Here is a 20,416-nt window from a genome sequence, read left to right on the forward strand (position 1 = left end):
TCGCTGTCGTGTACGAGCTGTTCTTCCGCACGGTGCTGCGGCGTCTCGACCCCGAGCGTGCCCACCACCTCGCAGTGTCGGTGATCCGAGCGATTCCTTTGCTGGGCTTGACCGGGCTGGTCCGACGATTCACCCGTCCCGACCCGTCGCTCGCAGTCGAAACCCTCGGGCTGCGCTTCGAGTCGCCGTTCGGCATGGCTGCCGGGTTCGATAAAGATGCGCGCAGCATCCGCGGCCTCTGGGCACTCGGGTTCGGCCACGTCGAGATCGGCACGGTCACGGCGATCGCTCAAGACGGTAATCCGAAGCCGAGACTCTTCAGGCTCGTCGACGACCGCGCCGTCATCAACCGCATGGGGTTCAACAACGGGGGAGCGGCGGCGGCCGCCGAGCGCGTCGCCCGCGAGCGCAGCCGCAGCCGCAGGCCGGTCATCGGGGCCAACATTGGCAAGAGCCGCGTCGTCGCGGTCGAGGATGCGATCGACGACTACCGCCTGTCGGCTCGCACGCTCGCACCCGTCGCCGACTACATCGCCGTCAATGTCAGCTCGCCCAATACTCCGGGCCTGCGCGGTCTGCAGGACGAGGCGCTGCTGCGTCCGCTGCTCTCCGCCGTTCTCGACGAGGCGATGGCGACGCCCGTGCTCGTCAAGATCGCTCCCGATCTCGACGACGCGGCGATCGATGCCGTCTGCGCTCTCGCCCTCGAGCTCGGCCTCGCGGGCATCATCGCGACCAATACGACGGTCGGTCGCGAGGGGCTCACGACCGAGCCCGCTGTCGTCGTGGCCGCGGGCGCCGGAGGTCTGAGCGGGGCGCCCCTGCGCGAACGGTCGTTGCAGGTGCTGCGACGTGTGCGCGCAGCGGTGCCCGCCGACTTCTGCGTGATCGCCGTCGGCGGCATCGATACGGCCGACGACGCCGCCGAGCGGCTCGCGGCCGGCGCGACGCTCGTGCAGGGGTACACGGCCTTTTTGTACCGCGGTCCGCTCTGGGCGCGCCAGATCACACGCGGGCTCGCGCGATTGGCCTCTAGTCGGGGTACTGCCCGCGCTTGACCTGCGGCTTCGGCAGGCGCAGCACGCGCAACTGCAGCGACCGCATCGCCGCGTACCAGCGCACTTTCTCGACCTTGTCGGCTCCGTACTTCTGGGTGAGCTTGCGGCGAACGATGAAGCCGAGGATGACCGAGTCGAGAATCGCGACGAGGAAGAACGCCCACAGGCCAAGGATCGAGATCGTCTGAGCCTCGACCGAGGGGATGAAGGTCAGGATGATGACGAAGAACATCACGGGGATGAGGAACTCGCCGATGCTGATGCGGGCGTCGACGTAGTCGCGCACCCACTTCTTCTGCGGGCCCTTGTCGCGCTGCGGCAGGTACTTCTCCTCGCCTGCTGCCATGCCGAGTCGCGCCTTCTCGCGCGCGGCGTTCATCTTCTCGCGGTGCTCTTTACGCGCCTGCTTGCGGTCGTCGGGCACGAGGGGGCGCTTGCGCGCGGCCTCGCGCTCTTTGCGCGTCGGAGTCGGTCGGCCCTTACCAGCCGCGATGGCCTCGGCCTGGGCGTGGGCCTCGGCCGTCGCTTGCGCAGCGGCAGAGGGGGAGTGGTTCTCGTTCTCGCGGGCGGCCACAGCGGCACATCCTTCCAGTCGGGCAGAGACTTAAGATTACCGGCATGACATCGACTCGCCGCCCTGAGCGCCCCGCGACCCCTCCCGAGCTGCTCGAGACTCTCCGTCGCCACGTGCGCGACGGGCTGCCGCAGGCGATCGGCGACTTGTCGACGCTCGTGCGCATCCCCTCCGTGTCGTGGGATGGCTTCGATGCCGACCACGTGCAGCGATCAGCCGAGCACACCGCCGAGCTGCTGCGCGACCTCGACATCTTCGAGTCGGTCATCATCGATCGCGCTCCGACCCCGAGCGGCGCCCTCGGCCAGCCGGCGGTGCTCGCCCGCCGCGCAGCCCGCGGTGGTCGACCCACCGTGCTGCTCTACGCGCACCATGACGTGCAGCCCCCGGGAGACGACGCTGGCTGGGATTCGCCCCCCTACGAGCCGACGCTGCGCGGCGATCGCCTCTACGGCCGCGGCGCCGCCGACGACAAGGCGGGCGTCGTGGCGCACGTCGCGGCTGTGCGCGCCCTGCTCGACGTCGATCCCGACCCCGACGTGGGACTCGCCGTGTTCATCGAGGGGGAGGAGGAGTTCGGCTCGCGATCGTTCGCGGCACTGCTCGAGCGTCACCGCGAGCTGCTGGCCGCCGACGTCATCGTCGTGGCCGATTCTGACAACTGGTCGGTCGACACGCCGTCGCTGACGGTCGCCCTGCGGGGCAACGTGACCTTCTCTCTCACCGTGTCGACTCTCGAGCACGCATCGCATTCCGGCATGCTCGGCGGCGCGGTTCCGGATGCGATGCTCGCGACGGTCGCCCTGCTGGCGACACTGCACGACGCCGAGGGGTCTGTCGCTGTCGAGGGTTTGACCTCGCACGAGCAAGAGGTTCCCGACCTGCCGGACGAACGCCTCCGCTCTGACGCTGGACTGCTCGAGGGCGTGCGTCCGATCGGGCGCGGACCAGTGCTGCACCGCCTGTGGGCGCAGCCAGCCCTCACCGTGACCGGCATCGACGCGCCGAGCGTGCAGAACGCCTCGAACACCTTGGCGCCGACCATCACAGTCAAGATCAGTGCACGCATCGCGCCGGGGCAGCGCGCTGCCGATGCCTTCGCCGCAATCGAACGCCACCTGCACGCGCACGCCCCCTTCGGGGCTCACCTGAGCATCGCCTCGGTCGACCTCGGTGATCCGTTCCTCGTCGATGTCGACGGGTGGGCCGCCGATGAGGCGATCGTCGCCATGACCGAGGCATGGGGTGCCGCACCCGTGCTCGCGGGAGTCGGGGGCTCGATTCCCTTCATCTCGCAGCTCGTCGAGACCTTCCCCGAGGCTCAGGTGCTCGTGACAGGAGTCGAAGACCCCGAGACGCGTGCTCACAGCCCCAACGAATCGCTGCACCTCGGCGTGCTGCACCGGGCGGTGCTGACTGAATCGGTTCTGCTCGCGCGGCTCAACGCGGGTGCCAACCTCGGCTGAGCATCCAGCAACGCGGCGTACACTGGCGACAGCAAGCCGATCTCTCGAGGAGTCACCATGACCGATACCGCATTGACCACGCACGGCGTCAGCCTGACCGAGGCCGCCTCGGCGAAAGTGCGCTCGCTGCTCGATCAGGAGGGCCGCGATGACCTGCGCTTGCGGCTCGCCGTGCAGCCCGGCGGCTGCTCGGGTCTCATCTATCAGCTGTACTTCGATGAGCGCGTGCTCGACGGTGACGCCTTGCGCGATTTCGACGGTGTCGAGGTGGTCGTCGACAAGATGAGCGTGCCCTATCTCGACGGCGCATCGATCGACTTCGAAGACACGATTCAGAAGCAGGGCTTCACGATCGACAACCCCAACGCCGGCGGTAGCTGCGCGTGCGGTGACAGCTTCCACTAGGTCGATTCGTGGGCGGTTGCGGAGCGTCGCTGGGCGCTGTCGCGGTCGACCGTGACATAGACTGAAAACCAGTTCACAACCCTGCCACGAGAGGTTTCCGGTGCGTTCCAACCGACGTCTTCGCTTGACGGCGATCCCGCTCGCCCTCGTCACCACGGTGGCACTCGCGGGCTGCACGACACAGATGCAACTGGGCTGGTTGCCCACCGAGCCGGGCACCACGAACCAGGTCGACCGTGTGGTCGGCCTCTGGGTCACGTCGTGGATCGTGCTGCTTGTCGTCGGCGTCATCACGTGGGGGCTGATCATCTGGGCGGCGATCGTCTACCGCCGTCGCAAGGGCCAGACCGGCCTCCCGGTGCAGTTGCGCTACAACATGCCGATCGAGGTGTTGTACACCGTCGTTCCGCTCATCCTCGTGCTCGGGTTCTTCGCCTTCACCGCCCGTGATCAGGCGATCATCGAGGCGCCCCTCGAAGACCCCGACGTCACGATCGAAGTCTTCGGCAAGCGCTGGGCGTGGGACTTCAACTACATCACCGATGATGTCTACTACTCGGGAATCCAGGCGCAAGAGACTGGCCCGAACAACACCATCGACATGTCGACGCTTCCGACCCTGTACCTGCCGGTCGGCCAGAAGGTCGAGATCAAGCTCGAGTCGCGCGACGTCATCCACTCGTTCTGGATCGTCGACTTCCTCTACAAGAAAGACATGTTCCCGGGCGAGAACGAGACCAACTACTGGTACTTCATCCCCGAGAAAGAGGGGAGCTACATGGGCAAGTGCGCCGAGCTGTGCGGCGAATTCCACTCCCTGATGCTCTTCAACGTCGAGGTCGTCTCGGTCGCCGAGTACGACGCCTACATCGAGTCGCTGCGGGCTCAAGGCAACGTCGGTCGACTCGGCCCTGAGTTCAACACCAACACGAACCTGCCGGGCACCGGCTCCAGCGAAGAGGAGTAGGCGGCTCATGACCACGACCGCACCTCGTCCATCCGTGTCGGGCCCAGCGCCCGAGCACGTCTCACCGACCGTTCGCCGCAAGGGCAACGTGCTCGTCGGCTGGATCACGACGACCGACCACAAGACGATCGGGTACATGTACCTGATCACGTCGTTTATCTACTTCCTCATCGGCGGTGTGATGGCGCTCGTGATTCGTGCGCAGCTCTTCGCGCCGGGCCTCGAGATCGTGGCGACGAAAGAGCAGTACAACCAGCTGTTTACGATGCACGGCACGATCATGCTGCTCATGTTCGCGACGCCGCTCTTCGCCGGCTTTGCCAACGTGCTGATGCCACTGCAGATCGGTGCTCCCGACGTCGCCTTCCCGCGACTCAACGCCTTCGCCTACTGGCTCTACTCGTTCGGTTCGCTCATCGCGGTCGCAGGGTTCCTGACTCCTCAGGGCGCCGCCTCGTTCGGGTGGTTCGCCTATGCGCCGCTCTCGAGTCAAACCTTCACACCAGGGCTCGGCGGCAATATGTGGGTCTTCGGGCTCACGATGAGCGGGTTCGGCACGATTCTCGGCGCAGTGAACTTCATCACGACGATCATCACGATGCGTGCTCCCGGCATGACGATGTGGCGCATGCCGATCTTCACGTGGAACACGCTCGTGACGTCGCTGCTCGTGCTCATGGCCTTCCCGGTGCTCGCGGCATCGCTGTTCGCCCTGGGCTCCGACCGAATGTTCGGGTCGCACGTGTTCGACGCGGCCACGGGCGGCGCCATCTTGTGGCAGCACCTGTTTTGGTTCTTTGGGCACCCCGAGGTGTACATCCTGGCGCTGCCGTTCTTCGGCATCGTGTCAGAGATCATCCCGGTCTTCAGCCGCAAGCCGATCTTCGGGTACAAGACTCTCGTCTACGCGACGATCGCCATCGCGGCACTCTCGATGACGGTGTGGGCCCACCACATGTACGTGACCGGCTCGGTGCTTCTGCCGTTCTTCGCGCTCATGACGATGCTCATCGCGGTGCCCACGGGCGTGAAGATCTTCAACTGGATCGGCACGATGTGGCGCGGCTCGGTGACGTTCGAGAGCCCCATGGTGTTCACGATCGGGTTCTTGATCACGTTCGTCTTCGGCGGTCTCACCGGCGTGATCCTCGCCTCGCCGCCGCTTGACTTCGTGGTCTCCGACTCGTACTTCGTCGTGGCGCACTTCCACTACGTCGTGTTCGGCACGGTGGTGTTCGCCATGTTCGCCGGCTTCTACTTCTGGTGGCCCAAGTGGACAGGCAAGATGCTCAACGAGAGCCTCGGCCAGATTCACTTCTGGACCCTCTTCATCGGGTTCCACGCGACCTTCCTCGTGCAGCACTGGCTGGGTGTGGTCGGAATGCCGCGGCGATACGCGACGTACCTCGTGGAAGACGGCTTCACCTGGATGAACCAGCTCTCGACCCTGGGCTCGATTCTGCTGGCAGCCTCGATGATCCCGTTCCTGCTGAACGTCTACATCACGGCGCGTCGCGCACCGCTGGTGACCGTCAACGACCCGTGGGGCTATGGCCGCTCGCTCGAGTGGGCGACGTCGTGCCCGCCCCCGCGTCACAACTTCACGTCGATCCCGCGCATCCGTTCCGAGTCGCCCGCCTTCGACCTGAACCACCCCGAGGCAGGCATTCCCGTCGGAATCGGACCCGGCAAAGACGCTCCAGAGGCGCCGGTGCGCGATCTCGCCGACGGCGAAGTGAAGTAGGGCTGACGACATGAAGACCAACATCAACCTGTTCTGGATCCTGACGGGCTTCTTCGCTCTTCTGGCGGCCATCTACGTGGTGTGGGCGATCATCGACACGGGCCAGGTCGAGTGGGTCGGTGCCGTAGCACTGTCGCTGTGCGCCGTACTGTCGTTGTTCATCGCGTTCTACCTGCGCCTCGTCTACCGCAACCAGGGCGGCGAACTCGCAGAAGACCGCTACGACGCCGGCATCGACGACGGCGACGCCGAGCAGGGCTTTTTCCCGCCGTGGAGCTGGTGGCCGGTAATTCTCGCCGCAGGCGCTGCAGTAGCCTTCCTCGGGCTCTCGATCTCGTTCTGGATCGTCGCCTATGCCGTGCCGTTCGCTCTGATCGGCCTCGTCGGCTGGGTCTACGAGTACTACCGCGGCAACTTCGGTCGCTGACGTGGCTCGGGTTCGCCGGGCGACGCAGGCCGACGCTGATGCCATCTTCGCCCTCGTTCGACAGCTCGGCGCGACGTTCGTGCCGGTGCGGGCCGCCTTCGACGCCAGCCTGACGACCATTCTCAATGATGACGATGCGCTGCTGCTGGTCGGCGAGGCAGACGACGGAACCGTGCAGGGCTACGCCCTCACGACCATCACGCGCCTGCTGTCGACCAATGGCCCGTCGGCGCAATTGCAGGAGATCGCCGTGGACGAGGCAGCCCGAGGTCTCGCGCTGGGCACGATGCTCGTGCACGAGGTCGAGTCAGAGTGCATCGCTCGTGGAGTGCGGCAACTGACCGTCGCTGCACGCCGCGCCGGCGGCTTCTACGACCGACTCGGCTACTCGCAGAACGCCGAGTTCATGCGTCGGGTCTTCTAGCCACCACGAGAATCACGCACTCGTGCATCTCGCTACCGAGCGGCTCGACATTAGCCCGCTGACAGCGGCAGAGGCGCAGGCCTTTGCTGACTATCGGCGCGAGCCCGACGTCGCGCGCTACCAGAGCTGGCATACTGACTTCTCGCTCGCCGACGCCGAAGCGCTCATCCGCGAGCAGCCGAGGCTGGGCTTTCCCGCTGCGGGTGAATGGGTGCAGTATGGCCTTCGACTGCGAAGCGGCACCGTGTCGACGCTCGTCGGCGATGTCGCGGTGGGCGCCGATGCCGCGCAACCCGACACCTACGAGCTGGGTGTGACGCTCGACCCTCGGCACCAGGGGAGCGGCTATGCAGCAGAAGGGCTCGAGGCGATCATCCACGGTCTCATGGCCGACCACGGCGCGCACCGGATCGTCATGCAGGGGGATGCGCGCAATACCGCTGTGCTCACGCTCATGCGACGACTCGACCTGAGGCACGAGGGCTCGGTCGTCGAGGGCGACTGGTTCAAGGGCGAGTGGACGACCCTCGAGCGGTTCGCGCTTTTGCGCCGCGAGTGGCAAGCGCGCTGAGCTACGTGCGAGACGAGAACGACCCCGCCCTTCTTGTCGAGGGGCGGGGCCGTTCTACCGTCGTTCGCTAGTGCTTCTGCGATTCGAGCTCGTTCTGCGTGACCGGCGCGATGCGGTCTTCGAAGAACCAGCGTGAGAGGCTTGCCCGTACCCGCTGGTTGACCGTGATCTTGCCTTGGTCGTTGGGGCGCACCATGATCGGCTGATACTCGTCGAAGCTGACGAGCTTCCAGCGCTCGAAGTCGTCGAGCTGCTCGTGCACCTCGATGTACTCGCCGCCTGGAAGCCGCACGATGCGACCCGACTCGAACCCGTGCAGGGCGATCTCGCGATCTTTGCGCTGCAGCGCCAGGCAGACGCGCTTCGTGATGAAGTAGGCCACGAACGGGCCAAAGACCGTCGCGAGCTGAAGAGCGAGAATCACTCCCTCGATCGATAGCCGGAAGTGCGTAGCGATGAGGTCCGAGCTCGCGGCCGCCCAGAGCGCGGCGTAGAACGTGACTCCCGCGGCACCGATGGCCGTGCGCGTAGGCGCGTTGCGGGGGCGCTCGGCGATGTGGTGCTCGCGACGGTCGCCCGTGACCCAGGCCTCGAAGAAGGGGTAGAGGCCGACAGCCGCGAGGAACACCAGGAGGCCGACGAGGGGGATCAGCACGCCGAACGCCCAGGTGAAGCCGAACGGGTCGACGAAGTCGAGGTTCGGCGGAATCAGTCGCAGAGCGCCGTCGGCGAAACCGATATACCAGTCAGGCTGCGTGCCTGCCGAGACGGGGGAGGGGTCGTACGGACCATAGTTCCAGATCGGGTTGATCGTGAAGAAGGAGGCGATCAGTACGATCACGCCGAAGACGAGGAAGAAGAACCCGGCAGCCTTGGCAGCGAAGCCCGGCAGAATCGGCGAGCCCACGACGTTGTCGTTGGTGCGACCCGGGGCCGCAAACTGCGTGTGCTTGTTGACCACCATCAGCACGAGGTGAATGCCGATGAGGGCGATCGTGATCGCGGGCAGCAGCATGATATGCAGCACGTACAGACGAGGAATGATGTCGGTTCCTGGGAACTCGTCGCCGAACAGCAGGTACGAGATCCATGCACCGGCGACCGGCACAGCTTTGATCATGCCATCGATGATGCGCAGGCCGTTGCCCGAAAGCAGGTCGTCGGGCAGCGAGTAGCCCGTGAAGCCGAGGGCCATCGCCATGACGAACAGCAGGAAGCCGACCACCCAGTTGAACTCGCGCGGCTTGCGGAACGCGCCGGTGAAGAACACGCGAAGCATGTGCAGCCCGATAGCCGCGACGAACAGCAACGCCGCCCAGTGGTGCACCTGCCGCATGAGCAGACCGCCGCGAATCTCGAACGATATGTCGAGCGACGAGTGATACGCCACCGACATCGGGATTCCCTGCAGCGGTACATACGAGCCTGAGTACTCGACCTCGGTCATCGACGGGTCGAAGAAGAAGGTCAGGAAGGTGCCGCTCAGCAGAATGACGACGAAGCTGTAGAGCGCGACCTCACCCAGCATGAACGACCAGTGGTCGGGGAAGATCTTGCGCCCGAGCGCCTTGACAGCGGTCGAGGCGCTCGTGCGCTCGTCGACGTAGTTGGCCGCCCAGCCCGTGAACCGCATGCCGCGCCCGGGCGCGGTCTCGGTCGACGGCGTCGGCGGGGTCGCAGTGGTACTCACAGTTGACGCTCCCAGAAGCTCGGACCCACAGGTTCGGTGAAGTCGCTCTTCGCGACGAGGTAACCCTCTTCATCCACAGTGATCGGGAGCTGGGGGAGGGGTCGTGCCGCCGGGCCGAAGATGACCTCGCAGTGGTTCGCGACGTCAAACTGCGACTGGTGGCACGGGCACAGCAGGTGGTGCGTCTGCTGCTCATACAGCGCGACGGGGCACCCGACGTGCGTGCAGATCTTGGAGTAGGCGACGATGCCGTCGTACGACCAGTCGGCCTTGGCCGGGTCTTCGTTGAGCTCGTCAACGGGCAGACGCATCAGCAGAACTGCGGCCTTCGCCTTCTCTTCGAGCCGGTGCGACTCGAGCTCGGCGAGGCCTTCGGGGATCACGTGGAAAGCCGAACCGATCGTGACCTCCGAGGCCTTGATGGGCGTTCCAGAGGGGTCGCGGGCCAGTCGAGTGCCGGTCTCCCACATGGTGTGCTTCAGAAGCGCAACGGGGTCTTCGGCCGGCGCTAGGTCGCGGAAGAGGGCGATCGCCGGAATGGGCGTGGCGACGAGCGCACCGATCAGCGAGTTGCGCACGAGGCTGCGGCGAGTGAAGCCCGACTCGGCGTTCGCCTCTCGGAAGATCTCCACTGCGCGCTCACGACTTTCGTCGCTGCCACGGGTGGGGTGACGCTCTTCGACCTCTTCGTGTCCGTGCATGAGGGCCTTTGACCAGTGCACAGCACCGATGCCGATGCCCAGCAGGCCGAGCGTGATGCCCACACCGATGAGCATGTTGTTCAGACGGATCGTGCTGGGGTCGCCCTCTTCGATCGGGAAGAGGATGTAGGCCACTACGGCGAGCACGCTGCCGATCACCGAGAGGAAGAAGAGCACCGAGATGGTGCGCTCGGCCTGTCGAGCTTTCTTGGGGTCGAGATCGGTGACACGCAGGCGCTCCGGCGGGAACCCCGGGTTGGGGACGCGATCGGCACGCACCACCGCGACGGCGGGTGCCGGCGCGCCGTGGTCGTCCTGCCGTGCGACGGCCGTGCCGGCGTTCTCGCCGTTGTCGGGGCCGTCGTGAGCGTCAGCCATGGTCGTCCTTTCCTAGAAGTGCTAAGCGGCTCAGTTGGACTTGGCAGTGAGCCAGATGGTCACTGCCACGAGTCCGCCGAGGCCGAAGATCCAGATGAAGAGGCCCTCAGATACGGGGCCGAGGCTACCGAGGTCCCACCCGCCGACCGAGGGGTTCTCCTCGACGTAGAGCAGGTAGGTGATGATGTCGTTCTTCTCCTCGGGCGTGAGGTTCAGGTCGCTGAAGACAGGCATGTTTTGCGGACCCGTGACCATCGCGCCGTAGATGTGCACGGGGTCGACACCCGCGAGGCCCGGTGCCCACTTGCCCTCAGTCAGGGCACCGCCGGCGCCCGCGACGTTGTGGCACATCGCGCAGTTGATGCGGAACAGCTCGGCGCCGATCGCGGCGTCACCATCTCCCGCGATGTAGCGGTCGGCAGGCACTGCCGGGCCAGGCGCGAGGTCGGCGACCCACGCGGCCATGGCGTCGATCTGCTCTTGCGTGAACTGCACGGGCTTGACCTCAGCCTGCGGACCCGAGGCGGCCATCGGCATGCGGCCGGTGCCCACCTGGAAGTCGACCGCTAGTGCGCCCGCACCGATGAGCGTCGGGCCAGCTGCGGTGCCCTCGGCGTCGAGGCCGTGGCAGCTGGCGCAGTTCGCCGCGAAGAGCTTGCCGCCTTCGTCGATCAGTTGCGCACTGGCCGCGGTCGTCTCGGCGGTCGCGGTGGTCGTCGCCAGAGCGTACGCGCCTCCGGTCGCCAGCAGACCGACCACGAGGAGCGCTGCGGTGGCGAGCGGTGACCGACGGCCGGCACGACGAGCGGATGCGGGGGAAGTAGGAGCCATGGTGTGGTGCGTCTCGATTCTGCGGTTATTGGAGCACGTAGATGACGAGGAAGAGGCCGATCCAGACCACGTCGACGAAGTGCCAGTAATAGGAGACCACGATTGCGCTTGTCGCGTCCCTGTGTGTGAAGACCTTCACGGCGTATGCGCGGCCGATCACCAGCAGGAACGCAATCAATCCGCCCGTGACGTGCAGACCGTGGAAGCCGGTGGTGAGGTAGAAGGCCGACCCAAAGGCATCTGAGTTGAGGGTGACGAACTCGCTCGTGAGAATCGAGTACTCGTAGACCTGGCCAACGACGAAGATCGCGCCCAGGGCATAGGTCAAGAAGAACCACTCGACCATGCCCCACTTGGCGGGAGACCACCCGGTGCGTCGCGCTTGCAGGCGCTCTGCCGCGAACACGCCGAACTGGCACGTGACGCTCGACGAGACCAGGATCAGGGTATTGATCAAGGCGAAGGTGACATCGAACTTCTCTGTTCCGGCTTCCCACAGCCCCGGTGACGTGGAGCGCAAGGTGAAGTAGATGGCGAACAAGCCGGCGAAGAACATCACCTCGCTGCCCAGCCAGACGATCGTGCCCACGGCGACGACGTTCGGTCGATTGATCGTTGGCGCGCTGAGCGAGCTCGAGAGTGCAGTACTGGTCACTCGACCATTATGACCGATGTTCCTGCGAGCGAAGGCCCGTCGACATGCCCGATTGAGCCGAGAAAGTAGCATCGAGTCATGTCGACGACTCCCACGTGGCCCAGCATCCTGTCGCGAATGCTCGATGGCGACGATCTCTCGATCGCTGACGCCTCGTGGGCGATGGAGCAGGTGGTCGCCGGTGAGGCGACAGAAGCGCAGCTCGGTGGTTTCCTGGTCGCCTTGCGGGCGAAGGGCGAGACGGTCGACGAGATCGTCGGATTCCGGGATGCTGCGCTGCGGCATGCGCGATCGATCGAGATCGACCCCATGGTTCTCGACATCGTCGGCACAGGGGGAGACCCGTTCGGAGCCGTCGTCAACGTCTCGTCGATTGCGTCGATCGTCGTCGCAGCGGCGGGGGTGCCCGTCGCCAAGCACGGCAATCGGGCGGCGAGCTCGTCGTCGGGCGCCTCAGATGTGCTGAGCGTTCTCGGCGTCAACATCGAGCTCGAACCCGAGCAGGTTGCGCGCGTGTTCGACGAGGTCGGGCTCACCTATCTCAACGCCGCGGTCTTCCATCCGGGCTTCCGGCATGCGGGGCCGCCCCGTAGACAGCTCGGCATCTCGACGGTCTTCAACATTCTGGGGCCGCTCTGCAACCCCGCACGGCCCGAGGCCTCGGCGGTCGGAGTCGCGAGTCTCGACCGCGTGCCGCTCATGGTGGGCGTCTTCCGCACGCGAGGGGCGACTGCGCTCGTCTATCGCGGTGACGACGGCATCGACAAGATCACGACGACCGGGCACAGCCATATCTGGGAGGTCTCGCGCGGGTTCGTCACCGAGCACGACCTCGACCCGCGCGAGCTCGGCATCGCGACGTCGCAGATCGATGACCTGCTCGGCTCGACTCCGGAGCACAATGCCGGTCTCGCTCGCGCAGTGCTGGCCGGCGACAGCGGTCCGGTGCGCGACATCGTGCTGTTGAACGCCGCGGCCGGGCTCGTCTCGTTCAGACTCGCCCAGGATCCTGAGCAGCTGCGGCGTCCCCTGCTCGAGCGGCTCGACGAGCAGCTCGCGGTGGCTGCTGAGTCGATCGACTCGGGTGCGGCGGCCGCGAAGCTCGACGCGTGGTCAGCGGCCACGCGCCGCTAGCGCGCAGGAACCATCCCTGCCCCTTCGATCACCTCGAAGACGAGCTGAGTCTCGACGTGGCGCACGTGCGGATGCGTGGTGAGGTGCTCGAGCACGAGCTCGCGTAGCGTCGCGGCTGAGTCGACGGCGACGTGCAGCAGGTAGTCGTCGGCGCCGGCGACGTGGAAGGCGGTGAGCACGCTCGGCAGGGTGCGCACCCGCTGCTCGAAACCGCGGATCTGCTCGCGCCCGTGGGTGCCGAGCCGCACGGTGATGAGTGCCTGCAGAGTGAGCCCGAGTGCCGCGGGGTCGATGTCGGCGCGAAACGATCGGATGACGCCACGATCGCGCAGAGATCGCAATCGTTGCGTGCACGTCGATTCGGCGATGCCGACTCGAGCGGCGAGGGCGGCGTTCGTGAGTCGGCCGTTGCGCTCGAGCTCGGCGAGTATCGAGATATCGATCGCGTCGAGGGTGGCGGGGCGCGCATTCTGCGACACAGGAGAGTCGAGCATCCCGCCAGCATGAAGCATGCGCGCGCTGGGCGTCAATGCGCGCGGATTCTGCGGCACCATGCCTGACACTCCGCAGGGCGCGCCAGAATCACTGCATGACGAGCAACGGTGCTTCTGGTCGTGACGACGCTTTCGAGACGATCGCGGTGCGCGCTGGGCGCGACGATCTCACTGCGTTGGGCGTGCACGCGCTGCCGATCGACCTGTCGACGACGAATCCGCTGCCCGACATCGACGCCGGGGGAGACTCGTACGAGGCGATCGCGACGGGCGGTCACCCGACCGAGGGTGGCAACGTCTACGCCCGCCTCTGGAACCCGACGGTCGCCCGCTTCGAGAAAGCGCTCGCCATGCTCGAGGGCGCCGACGAGGCGGTGGCTTTCGCGTCGGGAATGGCGGCATTCTCGGCCACGCTGCTCGCGGCGATGAATCGGGGGAGGGGGCGTCATGTTGTCGCCGTGCGCCCGCTCTACGGCGGCACCGACCACTTGCTCGCCTCGGGGCTGCTTGGCGCTGAGACGACGTTCTGCGTTCCCGAAGAGGTCGGCGACGCCGTGCGCGCCGACACCTGCCTCGTGGTCATGGAGACGCCGTGCAACCCGACGCTCGAGCTCGTCGACATCGCCGCGGTCGTCGCGGCGGCGGGATCAGTGCCGGTCATGGTCGACAACACCTTCGCGACACCTGTGCTGCAGAACCCGCTCGCATACGGCGCGGCATTCGTGCTGCACAGCGCGACGAAGTACCTCGGGGGCCACGGCGATGCGATGGGCGGAGTCGTGGCGACGAGCTCCGAGTGGGCGACCGCGATCCGCCCCGTGCGCGCGATCACGGGCGGCCTGCTCCACCCGCTCGGCGCCTACCTGCTGCACCGCGGACTACCGACGCTCGCACTGCGCGTGAAGGCACAGCAGGCGACGGCGGGGGAGCTGGCACCGCTGCTGGCCCAGCACCCCGCCGTCGCGCGCGTGCACTACCCGGGCCTGCCCGGATCAGACCCGCGCGGGCTGCTCGGCACGCAGTTGCGCGGGCCCGGAGCGATGCTGGCCCTCGACTTGGCCGGAGGATTCGCGGCCGCCCAAGCGCTCACCGTGTCGCTGAGGCTCTTCACGCACGCCGTGTCGCTCGGGGGCGTCGATTCTTTGGCGCAGCATCCGGCATCTCTCACGCATCGTCCGGTGGCACCGGATGCCCGCCCCGGGGCCGGCATCGTGCGTCTCTCGATCGGCCTCGAGTCGGCGGCGGACCTCTGGCGCGACCTGCAGACCGCGCTCGACGTCATCGCGCTCGAGCAGGCCACCCCGGCTCACGCTTCGGCGACGTAGAACCAGCGCCCTCCGTCGCGCACGAAGGCGCTGCGCTCACGCTGCGAGCCGCGGTCGCCCGGGGAGCGCCAGAACGCCTCGAACTCGACCTCGCCGTGGGTGTCTAGCGGGCCACCCGCCGAGCGGTCGATGATGTCGAGCCGGTACCAGCGCAGTTCGGCGTCGAGCTCGAGCGTCGCGGGCCGGGTCGAGGGGTGCCACGTCGCCAGCAGGTAGTCGGCATCGCCGAGGGCGAAGGCGCTGAAGCGCGAGCGCATGAGCTGCTCGGCCGTCGGTGCGTCAGCGTCACCCCGGTGGAGGGGTTCGCAGCACTCGGCATAGGGGAGCCCGCTGAGACACGGGCAGCGCGTCGCCATGCGTCAGGACCGCAGCACCTTCTCCATCGCCTTGCCTTTCGCGAGCTCGTCGACGAGCTTGTCGAGGTAGCGCACCTGCTGCATGAGCGGCTCTTCGATCTCTTCAACCCGCACGCCGCAAATGACGCCCGTGATGAGCGAAGCGTTCTGGTGGAGGTTCGAGCGCTCGAAGAAGTCGGCGAACGTCGTCTGATCGGCGACGTGCTGGGCGATCGCCTCGGTGTCGAACCCGGTCAGCCAGGTGATGACTTCATCAAGTTCGGCCTTGGTGCGGCCCTTGCGCTCGAGCTTCGTGATGTACAGCGGGTACACCTGCCCGAACGACATGCGGGCGACACGCTCGAGCGTTGCCGGTGCGGTAGCCATAGTCAGACGAGCCTAGCCAGCGCGGGTCGGGGCGCGCGAATGTGGCGCAGGATCGTGGCGGTGCCGGCTGGGCTTGTCGCGTGGCGACGGCCGCGCGTAGGGTCGGTGCATGCCAGGGCGCTCAGTGAGCTTCGACGCGACCATCGGAGTCGAGGTCAAGGGTGAGATGTGGGCCTGCATCGAGATTCCCGGGTCAGCCGAGTTCTTCGGCACGGGAAAGTCGGTGAGGGTGGATGCTCGTGTCGACGACGTCGATCTCACGCATGTCGGGGCTATGCCGACCGGCACGGGTGGTCACATGATCGCGCTGAACGCAGCCATTCGACGCCGTCTCGACAAGGACCTCGGCGACTCGGTGGAGGTCATGGTGTCGCTGGCATCGTGACACGAAGGGGGCGCAGCAACGGTGAGATACATGATCTGTGTGATTGATAGTGAGACTGGCTCAGGTGACGGCGACGAGATGGCGGCGATCGACGACTTCAACGAGCGGCTTCGGAACGCGGGTCAGTTGATCATGGCGGAGGGGCTGTCGTCGCCGCGAGCATCCGCCGTCGTCGATAACCGCGGGGGAGCGGGGCTCGTCTCGCCTGGACCGCTGCTTGACAGTGATCAGTACGTGTCGGGGTTCTGGATCGTCGAATCGCCTGATCGGGATGCTGCGCTCGCCCTCGCTGCGGAGGGGTCGCGCGCCTGCAACCGCGTCGTTGAGCTGCGGCCGTTCTACGGCGTGTAGCGCTTAGCGCAGTTCAGGTCGCTCGGAGTAGAACTCGCGCATACCGCGACGCACGGCTCGCCAGATGATCGTGTAGCCGATCCACACCGAGAGCACGATGATGCCGGCTGTGAAGACCAGCCACAGGATGAAGCCGATGACGCCGAATGCCGCGAGGGGGCCGAAGTCGGGAGATGTGTTCATGAGCAACACTCTAGGGAGTCGCAACGTCATTCGATCGAACTGACATAATGTGCATTATCAGACTTCTTGGTAGGACTGTGCACGGGTGAACACTTGTGCCCAGATTCGCCCCAATTCGGCTAAACGAAGTGGTTGAAGCGCCCGTTTGCCCCAGATCTGGCCCAAGATGCGTGGCGCATGTGTGTCACGACGGCGGCGCGGCGTAGCGATCGCGACCGATGAAGAACCAGATCAGCGGGCCGAAGAACTGGGCGAACACGACGAACGCGCACCAGCCGAGCAGCTCGAGGCCCGACATCGCGCTCGAGCGCCGGAAGATCGACACCATGGCACCGATCCAGAGTGCGGCGAGTCCGGCGATGATCGGCAGAATGATGAGTGCCGTGAGATCCATTCCGAGAGCCTCTCAGACTCCCCCGGCGACCTCGCGCAGCAGTCGCGGCAGGTCGTAGGGCTCGAACGGCTGACCCGAGTGCAGCAGCTCGTCGGCCGTGAACCAGCCGTGCGCCGTCACGTCGACGTGCTCATCGTCGGTCCAGTTCGTCGACACCGGCTCGAAGCGCTCGCAGCGCACCACGTAGTACTCGGCGTGGCCGCGATCGTGGTCGGCCTCGTCCCACGCGACGTCGAAGTCGAGGCTCCACACGGGCTCCCCCACGCTGTCGACGACGAGGCCGGTCTCTTCGAACAGCTCCCGAATGGCCGCCTGCCCATGCGACTCCCCCGGGTCGACTCCCCCGCCGGGCGTGATCCAGCGGGCAAAGCGTGTCGAGTCAGGCGCCGCCGTCATGAAAAGCAACGCGGCGCCATCCTCATCCATGAGAATCATTCGGGATGTCCGCCGAAGGCCCGGCAACGGACCCACGCCCTACTCCCCCGGGTACTCGGTGAAGTAGCTGACGTCGCCGACGAGGCGCGTGTTGTCTGCGGGAACCGGATCAACGGCAGCCTGGGCGACCTCGGCGGCGAACTCGCTCACGTTGTAGAGCTTGCCGGCTGCCTCTTTGCGCGCATCGATGGCGCCGGGCGCGGCACGCTCGAGCAACGTCGCGGTGATCGTGCCCTCGATCATGTCGCCCGACACCACAGTGAAGCCGATGCCCTTCGCTTCGAGCGACGGGATGAGCGCGCGCAAGGCGTCTTCGCCCGCGCGCTTCGACTTGGCCACAGCCTCGTACTCGGGCATCGTCGGCACCGTGTCGATGAAGTGCGCCTGGTGGCTCGTCACGAAGACGACGCGGCCGCCCTCGCCCATGAGCTCGGCGCCCTGCGTCAAGACGTTGACCTGCGCGTCCCGATTCAGCCTGAGTGCGTAGTCCTCTCCCATGCCCGACTCCATGCCGCCGGAGGCGTTGAGCACGAGAATGTCGAGGGTGCCGAAGCGCTCGCGCACAGCATCCATCAACGCGGCGACCGAGCCGGCGTCGGTGAGGTCGGCCCCGACAGCGATGGCCTGCCCGCCGGCCGCTTCGATCTCGGCGACGAGCTTCTCGGCCCGGGGCGCCTTGGCGCGATAGTTGATGACGACGTTGGCGCCAGCGGCGGCGAAGTACTTGACGGTGTCGGCGCCGATGCCGCGCGACGAGCCGGTGACGAGGGCGGTCTTGCCGGCGAGCGAGCCGGGCTGCAATGGGGTGTTCACGGTTCTCGACCCTACCGTCAGCGACGGCTCGGCGGGCGGTCATGGGCCAGTGATACCGTGAGCGAACCGCCGAAATGAGGAGAGGTGCTAGCCATGGTCGACCTGACGCAGTACCTGTGGATCGTGTGGCTGGTCTTCGTGGTCGTGTGCGTGATCATCGAGGTTTTGACGCTTGAGTTCACCTTCATGATGGTCGCCGCCGGCTCACTCATCGGCGGCCTCGGCACGAACCTGCTCGGGGCGGAGTGGTGGGTGCAGATTCTCGCTGCCGCCGTCATCTCGGGGCTGCTGCTGTTCACCATCAGGCCGATGCTGCTCAAGTTGCTGCATCGTGGTGACGAGCCCGCGCTCACCAACGTCGACGCCCTCAGGGGCATGGCGGGGCGCGTGACCACCGGCTTCTCGGAGACCACCGGCTTCGTGAAGCTTGCGAACGGCGAGACCTGGACAGCCCGCCTCGCGCCCGAGCACGAGACCTTGACCCTTGCTGAGGGCGACCGCGTGGTCGTCACTCGCATCGACGGAGCGACCGCTGAGGTCGCCCCGAGAGAACGGAGCGAAACACCATGATCTCCACCTCCGCCTTCATCGGCCAGATCTTCGTCACTGCGCTCGTCGTGGTGGTGGCGATCTTCGTCATCGTCGTGCTGGTGCGCTCGATCCGCATCGTGCCGCAGGCCTACGCCGGCGTGGTCGAGCGCCTCGGCCGCTACCGCAAGACTCTGCAGCCGGGCCTCAATATTCTGGTGCCCTTCATCGATCGCATGCGCCCACTCGTCGACATGCGCGAGCAGGTCGTCTCGTTCCCGCCGCAGCCGGTTATCACCGAAGACAACCTCGTGGTGTCGATCGACACGGTGATCTACTTCCAGGTGACGGATGCTCGCGCAGCGACCTACGAGATCGCGAACTATTTGGCCGGCGTCGAGCAGTTGACGGTCACGACCCTGCGTAACGTCGTCGGTGGGCTGAACCTCGAGGAGGCGCTCACGAGCCGCGACAACATCAACGGTCAGCTGCGCGTCGTGCTCGACGAAGCGACTGGCAAGTGGGGCCTTCGCGTCAACCGCGTCGAACTGAAGGCCATCGACCCGCCCGTGAGCATTCAAGACTCGATGGAGAAGCAGATGCGCGCCGAGCGCGACCGGCGCGCCGTCATTCTCACCGCTGAGGGCACGAAGCAGTCGCAGATTCTCGAAGCGGAGGGTGCTCGACAGTCGGCGATCCTCAAGGCCGAGGGCGAGGCCCAGGCGCAGATCCTGACTGCTGAGGCCGAGGCGAAGGCCATCACGATCGTGTTCGACGCCATTCACAAGGGCAACCCTGACAGCAGGCTGCTCGCCTACGAGTACCTGCAGACTCTGCCGAAGCTCGCTGAAGGCGACTCGAACAAGATGTGGATCATTCCGAGCGAGCTCACCGAGGCTCTCAAGGGCATCGGCCAAGGCTTCTTCCCGGGTGCTCCGCAGGCACGGGGCGGAAAGACGCCGCCGTCGGCCTGATGCCCGAGCAGCTGCCCTACTTCGCGGCGCCGACGCCGCGCGTGCTCGCGCACCGCGGGCTCGCGACTGAGGCGCCCGAGAACACCCTGCTCGCCTTCGCCGCCGCCGTCGGCATCGGCATCACGCATATTGAGACGGATGTGCACGCGAGCGCCGACGGTGTGGCGATGGTCGCTCATGACCCCGATCTGTCGCGCGTCGAGGGTCGCGCGACGCGCGTCGACGAGCTGACCGCGCGCGAGCTCGCCGAGCTCGACCTCGGTGACGGCCAGCACATGCCGACGCTCGCCGAGGCTCTCGACGGGTTTCCCGATGCCTTTTTCAACATCGACCTGAAGACGATGGATGCGGTTGCCCCCACCGTCGATGCGATCAGCGCCGTTCGGGCGCAGGATCGCGTTCTGCTCACGTCGTTCAGCGAACGTCGCCGTCGTGCCGCTTTGCGGTTGCTGCCCGATGTCGCCACTAGTGCGTCGGGCCCTCGGTTCGCCAGCGCCCTGCTCGCCTCGGTCGTGCGCGGCGGCCCGCTCGTGCGCGCCGCATTGCGCGGGCTACACGCGGTGCAGATTCCCGAGCGCGCGCTGGGGCTCGATACTGTGACGCCCGCGCGCATCCGCGCCTTCCACGCCGCCGGCGTCGAGGTGCATGTCTGGACGATCAACGATGCGGACACCATGACCAAGCTGCTCCAGCGCGGCGTCGACGGCATCGTCACTGACCGTGCCGACATTGGGCTCGAGGTGGTCACCTCGCTGGCATGACGCTGGCAAAGGTCTGGGAGGAGTCT

General features: G+C 66.3%; 27 protein-coding genes. 15 read left to right on the plus strand and 12 right to left on the minus strand.

Annotation, left to right across the window (positions count from 1 at the left end):
• Positions 1 to 8 precede the first annotated feature (8 nt).
• Positions 9 to 1,058 carry a quinone-dependent dihydroorotate dehydrogenase gene (locus tag KL788_RS01785; protein ID WP_293167963.1) on the plus strand — a complete coding sequence of 350 codons (1,050 nt, stop codon included), beginning with the start codon at positions 9 to 11 and terminating at the stop codon, positions 1,056 to 1,058.
• Here the strand turns inward: KL788_RS01785 and KL788_RS01790 are convergent.
• The gene (locus KL788_RS01790) at positions 1,033 to 1,632 is read right to left on the minus strand and encodes a DUF3043 domain-containing protein (RefSeq protein WP_293167965.1); all 600 of its coding nucleotides are present in this window, start codon (positions 1,630 to 1,632) and stop codon (positions 1,033 to 1,035) included. The two genes, KL788_RS01785 and KL788_RS01790, sit on opposite strands and share 26 nt — an antisense overlap.
• Before the next feature lie 44 nt (positions 1,633 to 1,676).
• On the opposite strand from KL788_RS01790, the gene KL788_RS01795 reads away from it, so the two are divergent.
• The 7 genes from KL788_RS01795 to KL788_RS01825 all read left to right on the plus strand — a co-directional run bounded on the left by KL788_RS01795 (position 1,677) and on the right by KL788_RS01825 (position 7,636).
• Positions 1,677 to 3,098 carry a dipeptidase gene (locus KL788_RS01795; RefSeq protein ID WP_293167967.1) on the plus strand — a complete coding sequence of 474 codons (1,422 nt, stop codon included), beginning with the start codon at positions 1,677 to 1,679 and terminating at the stop codon, positions 3,096 to 3,098.
• 57 nt (positions 3,099 to 3,155) lie between these two features.
• Positions 3,156 to 3,503, plus strand: a complete 348-nt coding sequence (locus tag KL788_RS01800) for a HesB/IscA family protein (protein WP_293167968.1) — start codon at positions 3,156 to 3,158, stop codon at positions 3,501 to 3,503.
• A gap of 100 nt (positions 3,504 to 3,603) precedes the next feature.
• Positions 3,604 to 4,470 (plus strand): aa3-type cytochrome oxidase subunit II, encoded by an 867-nt coding sequence (ctaC, locus tag KL788_RS01805; RefSeq protein WP_293167969.1) that lies wholly within the window; start codon positions 3,604 to 3,606, stop codon positions 4,468 to 4,470.
• A gap of 7 nt (positions 4,471 to 4,477) precedes the next feature.
• Entirely contained in the window at positions 4,478 to 6,214 is a 1,737-nt protein-coding gene (gene ctaD, locus KL788_RS01810; RefSeq protein ID WP_293167970.1) for an aa3-type cytochrome oxidase subunit I, read from the plus strand.
• A gap of 10 nt (positions 6,215 to 6,224) precedes the next feature.
• Positions 6,225 to 6,641 (plus strand): cytochrome c oxidase subunit 4, encoded by a 417-nt coding sequence (locus KL788_RS01815; protein WP_293167971.1) that lies wholly within the window; start codon positions 6,225 to 6,227, stop codon positions 6,639 to 6,641.
• 1 nt (position 6,642) lies between these two features.
• A complete protein-coding gene (locus tag KL788_RS01820; protein WP_293167972.1) occupies positions 6,643 to 7,065 on the plus strand; it encodes a GNAT family N-acetyltransferase in 423 nt (140 codons plus the stop codon).
• Positions 7,066 to 7,087: 22 nt separating this feature from the next.
• Positions 7,088 to 7,636, plus strand: a complete 549-nt coding sequence (locus KL788_RS01825; protein WP_293167973.1) for a GNAT family N-acetyltransferase — start codon at positions 7,088 to 7,090, stop codon at positions 7,634 to 7,636.
• A gap of 67 nt (positions 7,637 to 7,703) precedes the next feature.
• Here the strand turns inward: KL788_RS01825 and qcrB are convergent, their stop codons facing one another.
• The 4 genes from qcrB to ctaE are packed head-to-tail and all read right to left on the minus strand — an operon-like array spanning position 7,704 to position 11,891.
• Positions 7,704 to 9,326 carry a cytochrome bc1 complex cytochrome b subunit gene (qcrB, locus tag KL788_RS01830; protein ID WP_428846103.1) on the minus strand — a complete coding sequence of 541 codons (1,623 nt, stop codon included), beginning with the start codon at positions 9,324 to 9,326 and terminating at the stop codon, positions 7,704 to 7,706.
• The gene (qcrA, locus tag KL788_RS01835; protein WP_293167974.1) at positions 9,323 to 10,405 is read right to left on the minus strand and encodes a cytochrome bc1 complex Rieske iron-sulfur subunit; all 1,083 of its coding nucleotides are present in this window, start codon (positions 10,403 to 10,405) and stop codon (positions 9,323 to 9,325) included. The genes qcrB and qcrA overlap by 4 nt, the downstream gene beginning before the upstream one ends.
• Positions 10,406 to 10,435: 30 nt before the next feature.
• On the minus strand, positions 10,436 to 11,236 hold the full coding sequence (qcrC, locus tag KL788_RS01840) for a cytochrome bc1 complex diheme cytochrome c subunit (protein ID WP_293167975.1): 801 nt from the start codon (positions 11,234 to 11,236) through the stop codon (positions 10,436 to 10,438).
• Between the two features lie 25 nt (positions 11,237 to 11,261).
• Positions 11,262 to 11,891 carry an aa3-type cytochrome oxidase subunit III gene (ctaE, locus tag KL788_RS01845; RefSeq protein ID WP_293167976.1) on the minus strand — a complete coding sequence of 210 codons (630 nt, stop codon included), beginning with the start codon at positions 11,889 to 11,891 and terminating at the stop codon, positions 11,262 to 11,264.
• Between the two features lie 78 nt (positions 11,892 to 11,969).
• Between ctaE and trpD the strand changes: the two genes are divergently transcribed.
• On the plus strand, positions 11,970 to 13,025 hold the full coding sequence (gene trpD / locus KL788_RS01850) for an anthranilate phosphoribosyltransferase (protein ID WP_293167977.1): 1,056 nt from the start codon (positions 11,970 to 11,972) through the stop codon (positions 13,023 to 13,025).
• Here trpD and KL788_RS01855 read toward each other — a convergent pair.
• Complete coding sequence (locus KL788_RS01855) at positions 13,022 to 13,519, minus strand: Lrp/AsnC family transcriptional regulator (protein ID WP_293167978.1); 498 nt, start codon at positions 13,517 to 13,519, stop codon at positions 13,022 to 13,024. The two genes, trpD and KL788_RS01855, sit on opposite strands and share 4 nt — an antisense overlap.
• Before the next feature lie 95 nt (positions 13,520 to 13,614).
• Between KL788_RS01855 and KL788_RS01860 the strand changes: the two genes are divergently transcribed.
• Positions 13,615 to 14,844 (plus strand): trans-sulfuration enzyme family protein, encoded by a 1,230-nt coding sequence (locus KL788_RS01860; RefSeq protein ID WP_293167979.1) that lies wholly within the window; start codon positions 13,615 to 13,617, stop codon positions 14,842 to 14,844.
• Here KL788_RS01860 and KL788_RS01865 read toward each other — a convergent pair.
• Both KL788_RS01865 and KL788_RS01870 read right to left on the minus strand, forming a co-directional pair.
• Positions 14,826 to 15,200, minus strand: coding sequence for a YchJ family protein (locus KL788_RS01865; protein ID WP_293167980.1), 375 nt, complete (start codon positions 15,198 to 15,200; stop codon positions 14,826 to 14,828). The genes KL788_RS01860 and KL788_RS01865 overlap by 19 nt on opposite strands.
• A gap of 3 nt (positions 15,201 to 15,203) precedes the next feature.
• Positions 15,204 to 15,566, minus strand: coding sequence for a DUF2200 domain-containing protein (locus KL788_RS01870; protein WP_293167981.1), 363 nt, complete (start codon positions 15,564 to 15,566; stop codon positions 15,204 to 15,206).
• A 109-nt stretch (positions 15,567 to 15,675) separates the two neighbouring features.
• Here KL788_RS01870 and KL788_RS01875 point away from each other — a divergent pair, with 109 nt between their 5' ends.
• Positions 15,676 to 15,951 (plus strand): DUF1905 domain-containing protein, encoded by a 276-nt coding sequence (locus KL788_RS01875; protein WP_293167982.1) that lies wholly within the window; start codon positions 15,676 to 15,678, stop codon positions 15,949 to 15,951.
• Between the two features lie 30 nt (positions 15,952 to 15,981).
• Positions 15,982 to 16,302, plus strand: a complete 321-nt coding sequence (locus KL788_RS01880) for a YciI family protein (RefSeq protein ID WP_293167983.1) — start codon at positions 15,982 to 15,984, stop codon at positions 16,300 to 16,302.
• A 3-nt stretch (positions 16,303 to 16,305) separates the two neighbouring features.
• Here KL788_RS01880 and KL788_RS01885 read toward each other — a convergent pair whose 3' ends face one another.
• The 4 genes from KL788_RS01885 to KL788_RS01900 all read right to left on the minus strand — a co-directional run bounded on the left by KL788_RS01885 (position 16,306) and on the right by KL788_RS01900 (position 18,127).
• Positions 16,306 to 16,485: a hypothetical protein gene (locus tag KL788_RS01885; protein ID WP_293167984.1), complete on the minus strand. Its 180-nt coding sequence runs from the start codon at positions 16,483 to 16,485 to the stop codon at positions 16,306 to 16,308.
• A 184-nt stretch (positions 16,486 to 16,669) separates the two neighbouring features.
• The gene (locus KL788_RS01890; RefSeq protein ID WP_293167985.1) at positions 16,670 to 16,879 is read right to left on the minus strand and encodes a PLDc N-terminal domain-containing protein; all 210 of its coding nucleotides are present in this window, start codon (positions 16,877 to 16,879) and stop codon (positions 16,670 to 16,672) included.
• 12 nt (positions 16,880 to 16,891) lie between these two features.
• Positions 16,892 to 17,350: an NUDIX hydrolase gene (locus KL788_RS01895; RefSeq protein ID WP_293167986.1), complete on the minus strand. Its 459-nt coding sequence runs from the start codon at positions 17,348 to 17,350 to the stop codon at positions 16,892 to 16,894.
• Positions 17,351 to 17,353: 3 nt separating this feature from the next.
• On the minus strand, positions 17,354 to 18,127 hold the full coding sequence (locus KL788_RS01900; protein WP_293167987.1) for an SDR family oxidoreductase: 774 nt from the start codon (positions 18,125 to 18,127) through the stop codon (positions 17,354 to 17,356).
• A 93-nt stretch (positions 18,128 to 18,220) separates the two neighbouring features.
• Here KL788_RS01900 and KL788_RS01905 point away from each other — a divergent pair, with 93 nt between their 5' ends.
• Genes KL788_RS01905 through KL788_RS01915 form a run of 3 tightly spaced genes read left to right on the plus strand, consistent with a single transcriptional unit; the run spans position 18,221 to position 20,390 of the window.
• Positions 18,221 to 18,697, plus strand: a complete 477-nt coding sequence (locus KL788_RS01905; protein ID WP_293167988.1) for an NfeD family protein — start codon at positions 18,221 to 18,223, stop codon at positions 18,695 to 18,697.
• Positions 18,694 to 19,629 (plus strand): SPFH domain-containing protein, encoded by a 936-nt coding sequence (locus tag KL788_RS01910; RefSeq protein WP_293167989.1) that lies wholly within the window; start codon positions 18,694 to 18,696, stop codon positions 19,627 to 19,629. The genes KL788_RS01905 and KL788_RS01910 overlap by 4 nt, the downstream gene beginning before the upstream one ends.
• On the plus strand, positions 19,629 to 20,390 hold the full coding sequence (locus KL788_RS01915) for a glycerophosphodiester phosphodiesterase family protein (protein WP_293167990.1): 762 nt from the start codon (positions 19,629 to 19,631) through the stop codon (positions 20,388 to 20,390). The genes KL788_RS01910 and KL788_RS01915 overlap by 1 nt, the downstream gene beginning before the upstream one ends.
• The last annotated feature ends 26 nt before the right edge of the window (positions 20,391 to 20,416 follow it).

It is taken from the genome of Microcella sp. (assembly GCF_019739195.1).
Taxonomy (GTDB): Bacteria; Actinomycetota; Actinomycetes; order Actinomycetales; family Microbacteriaceae; genus Microcella.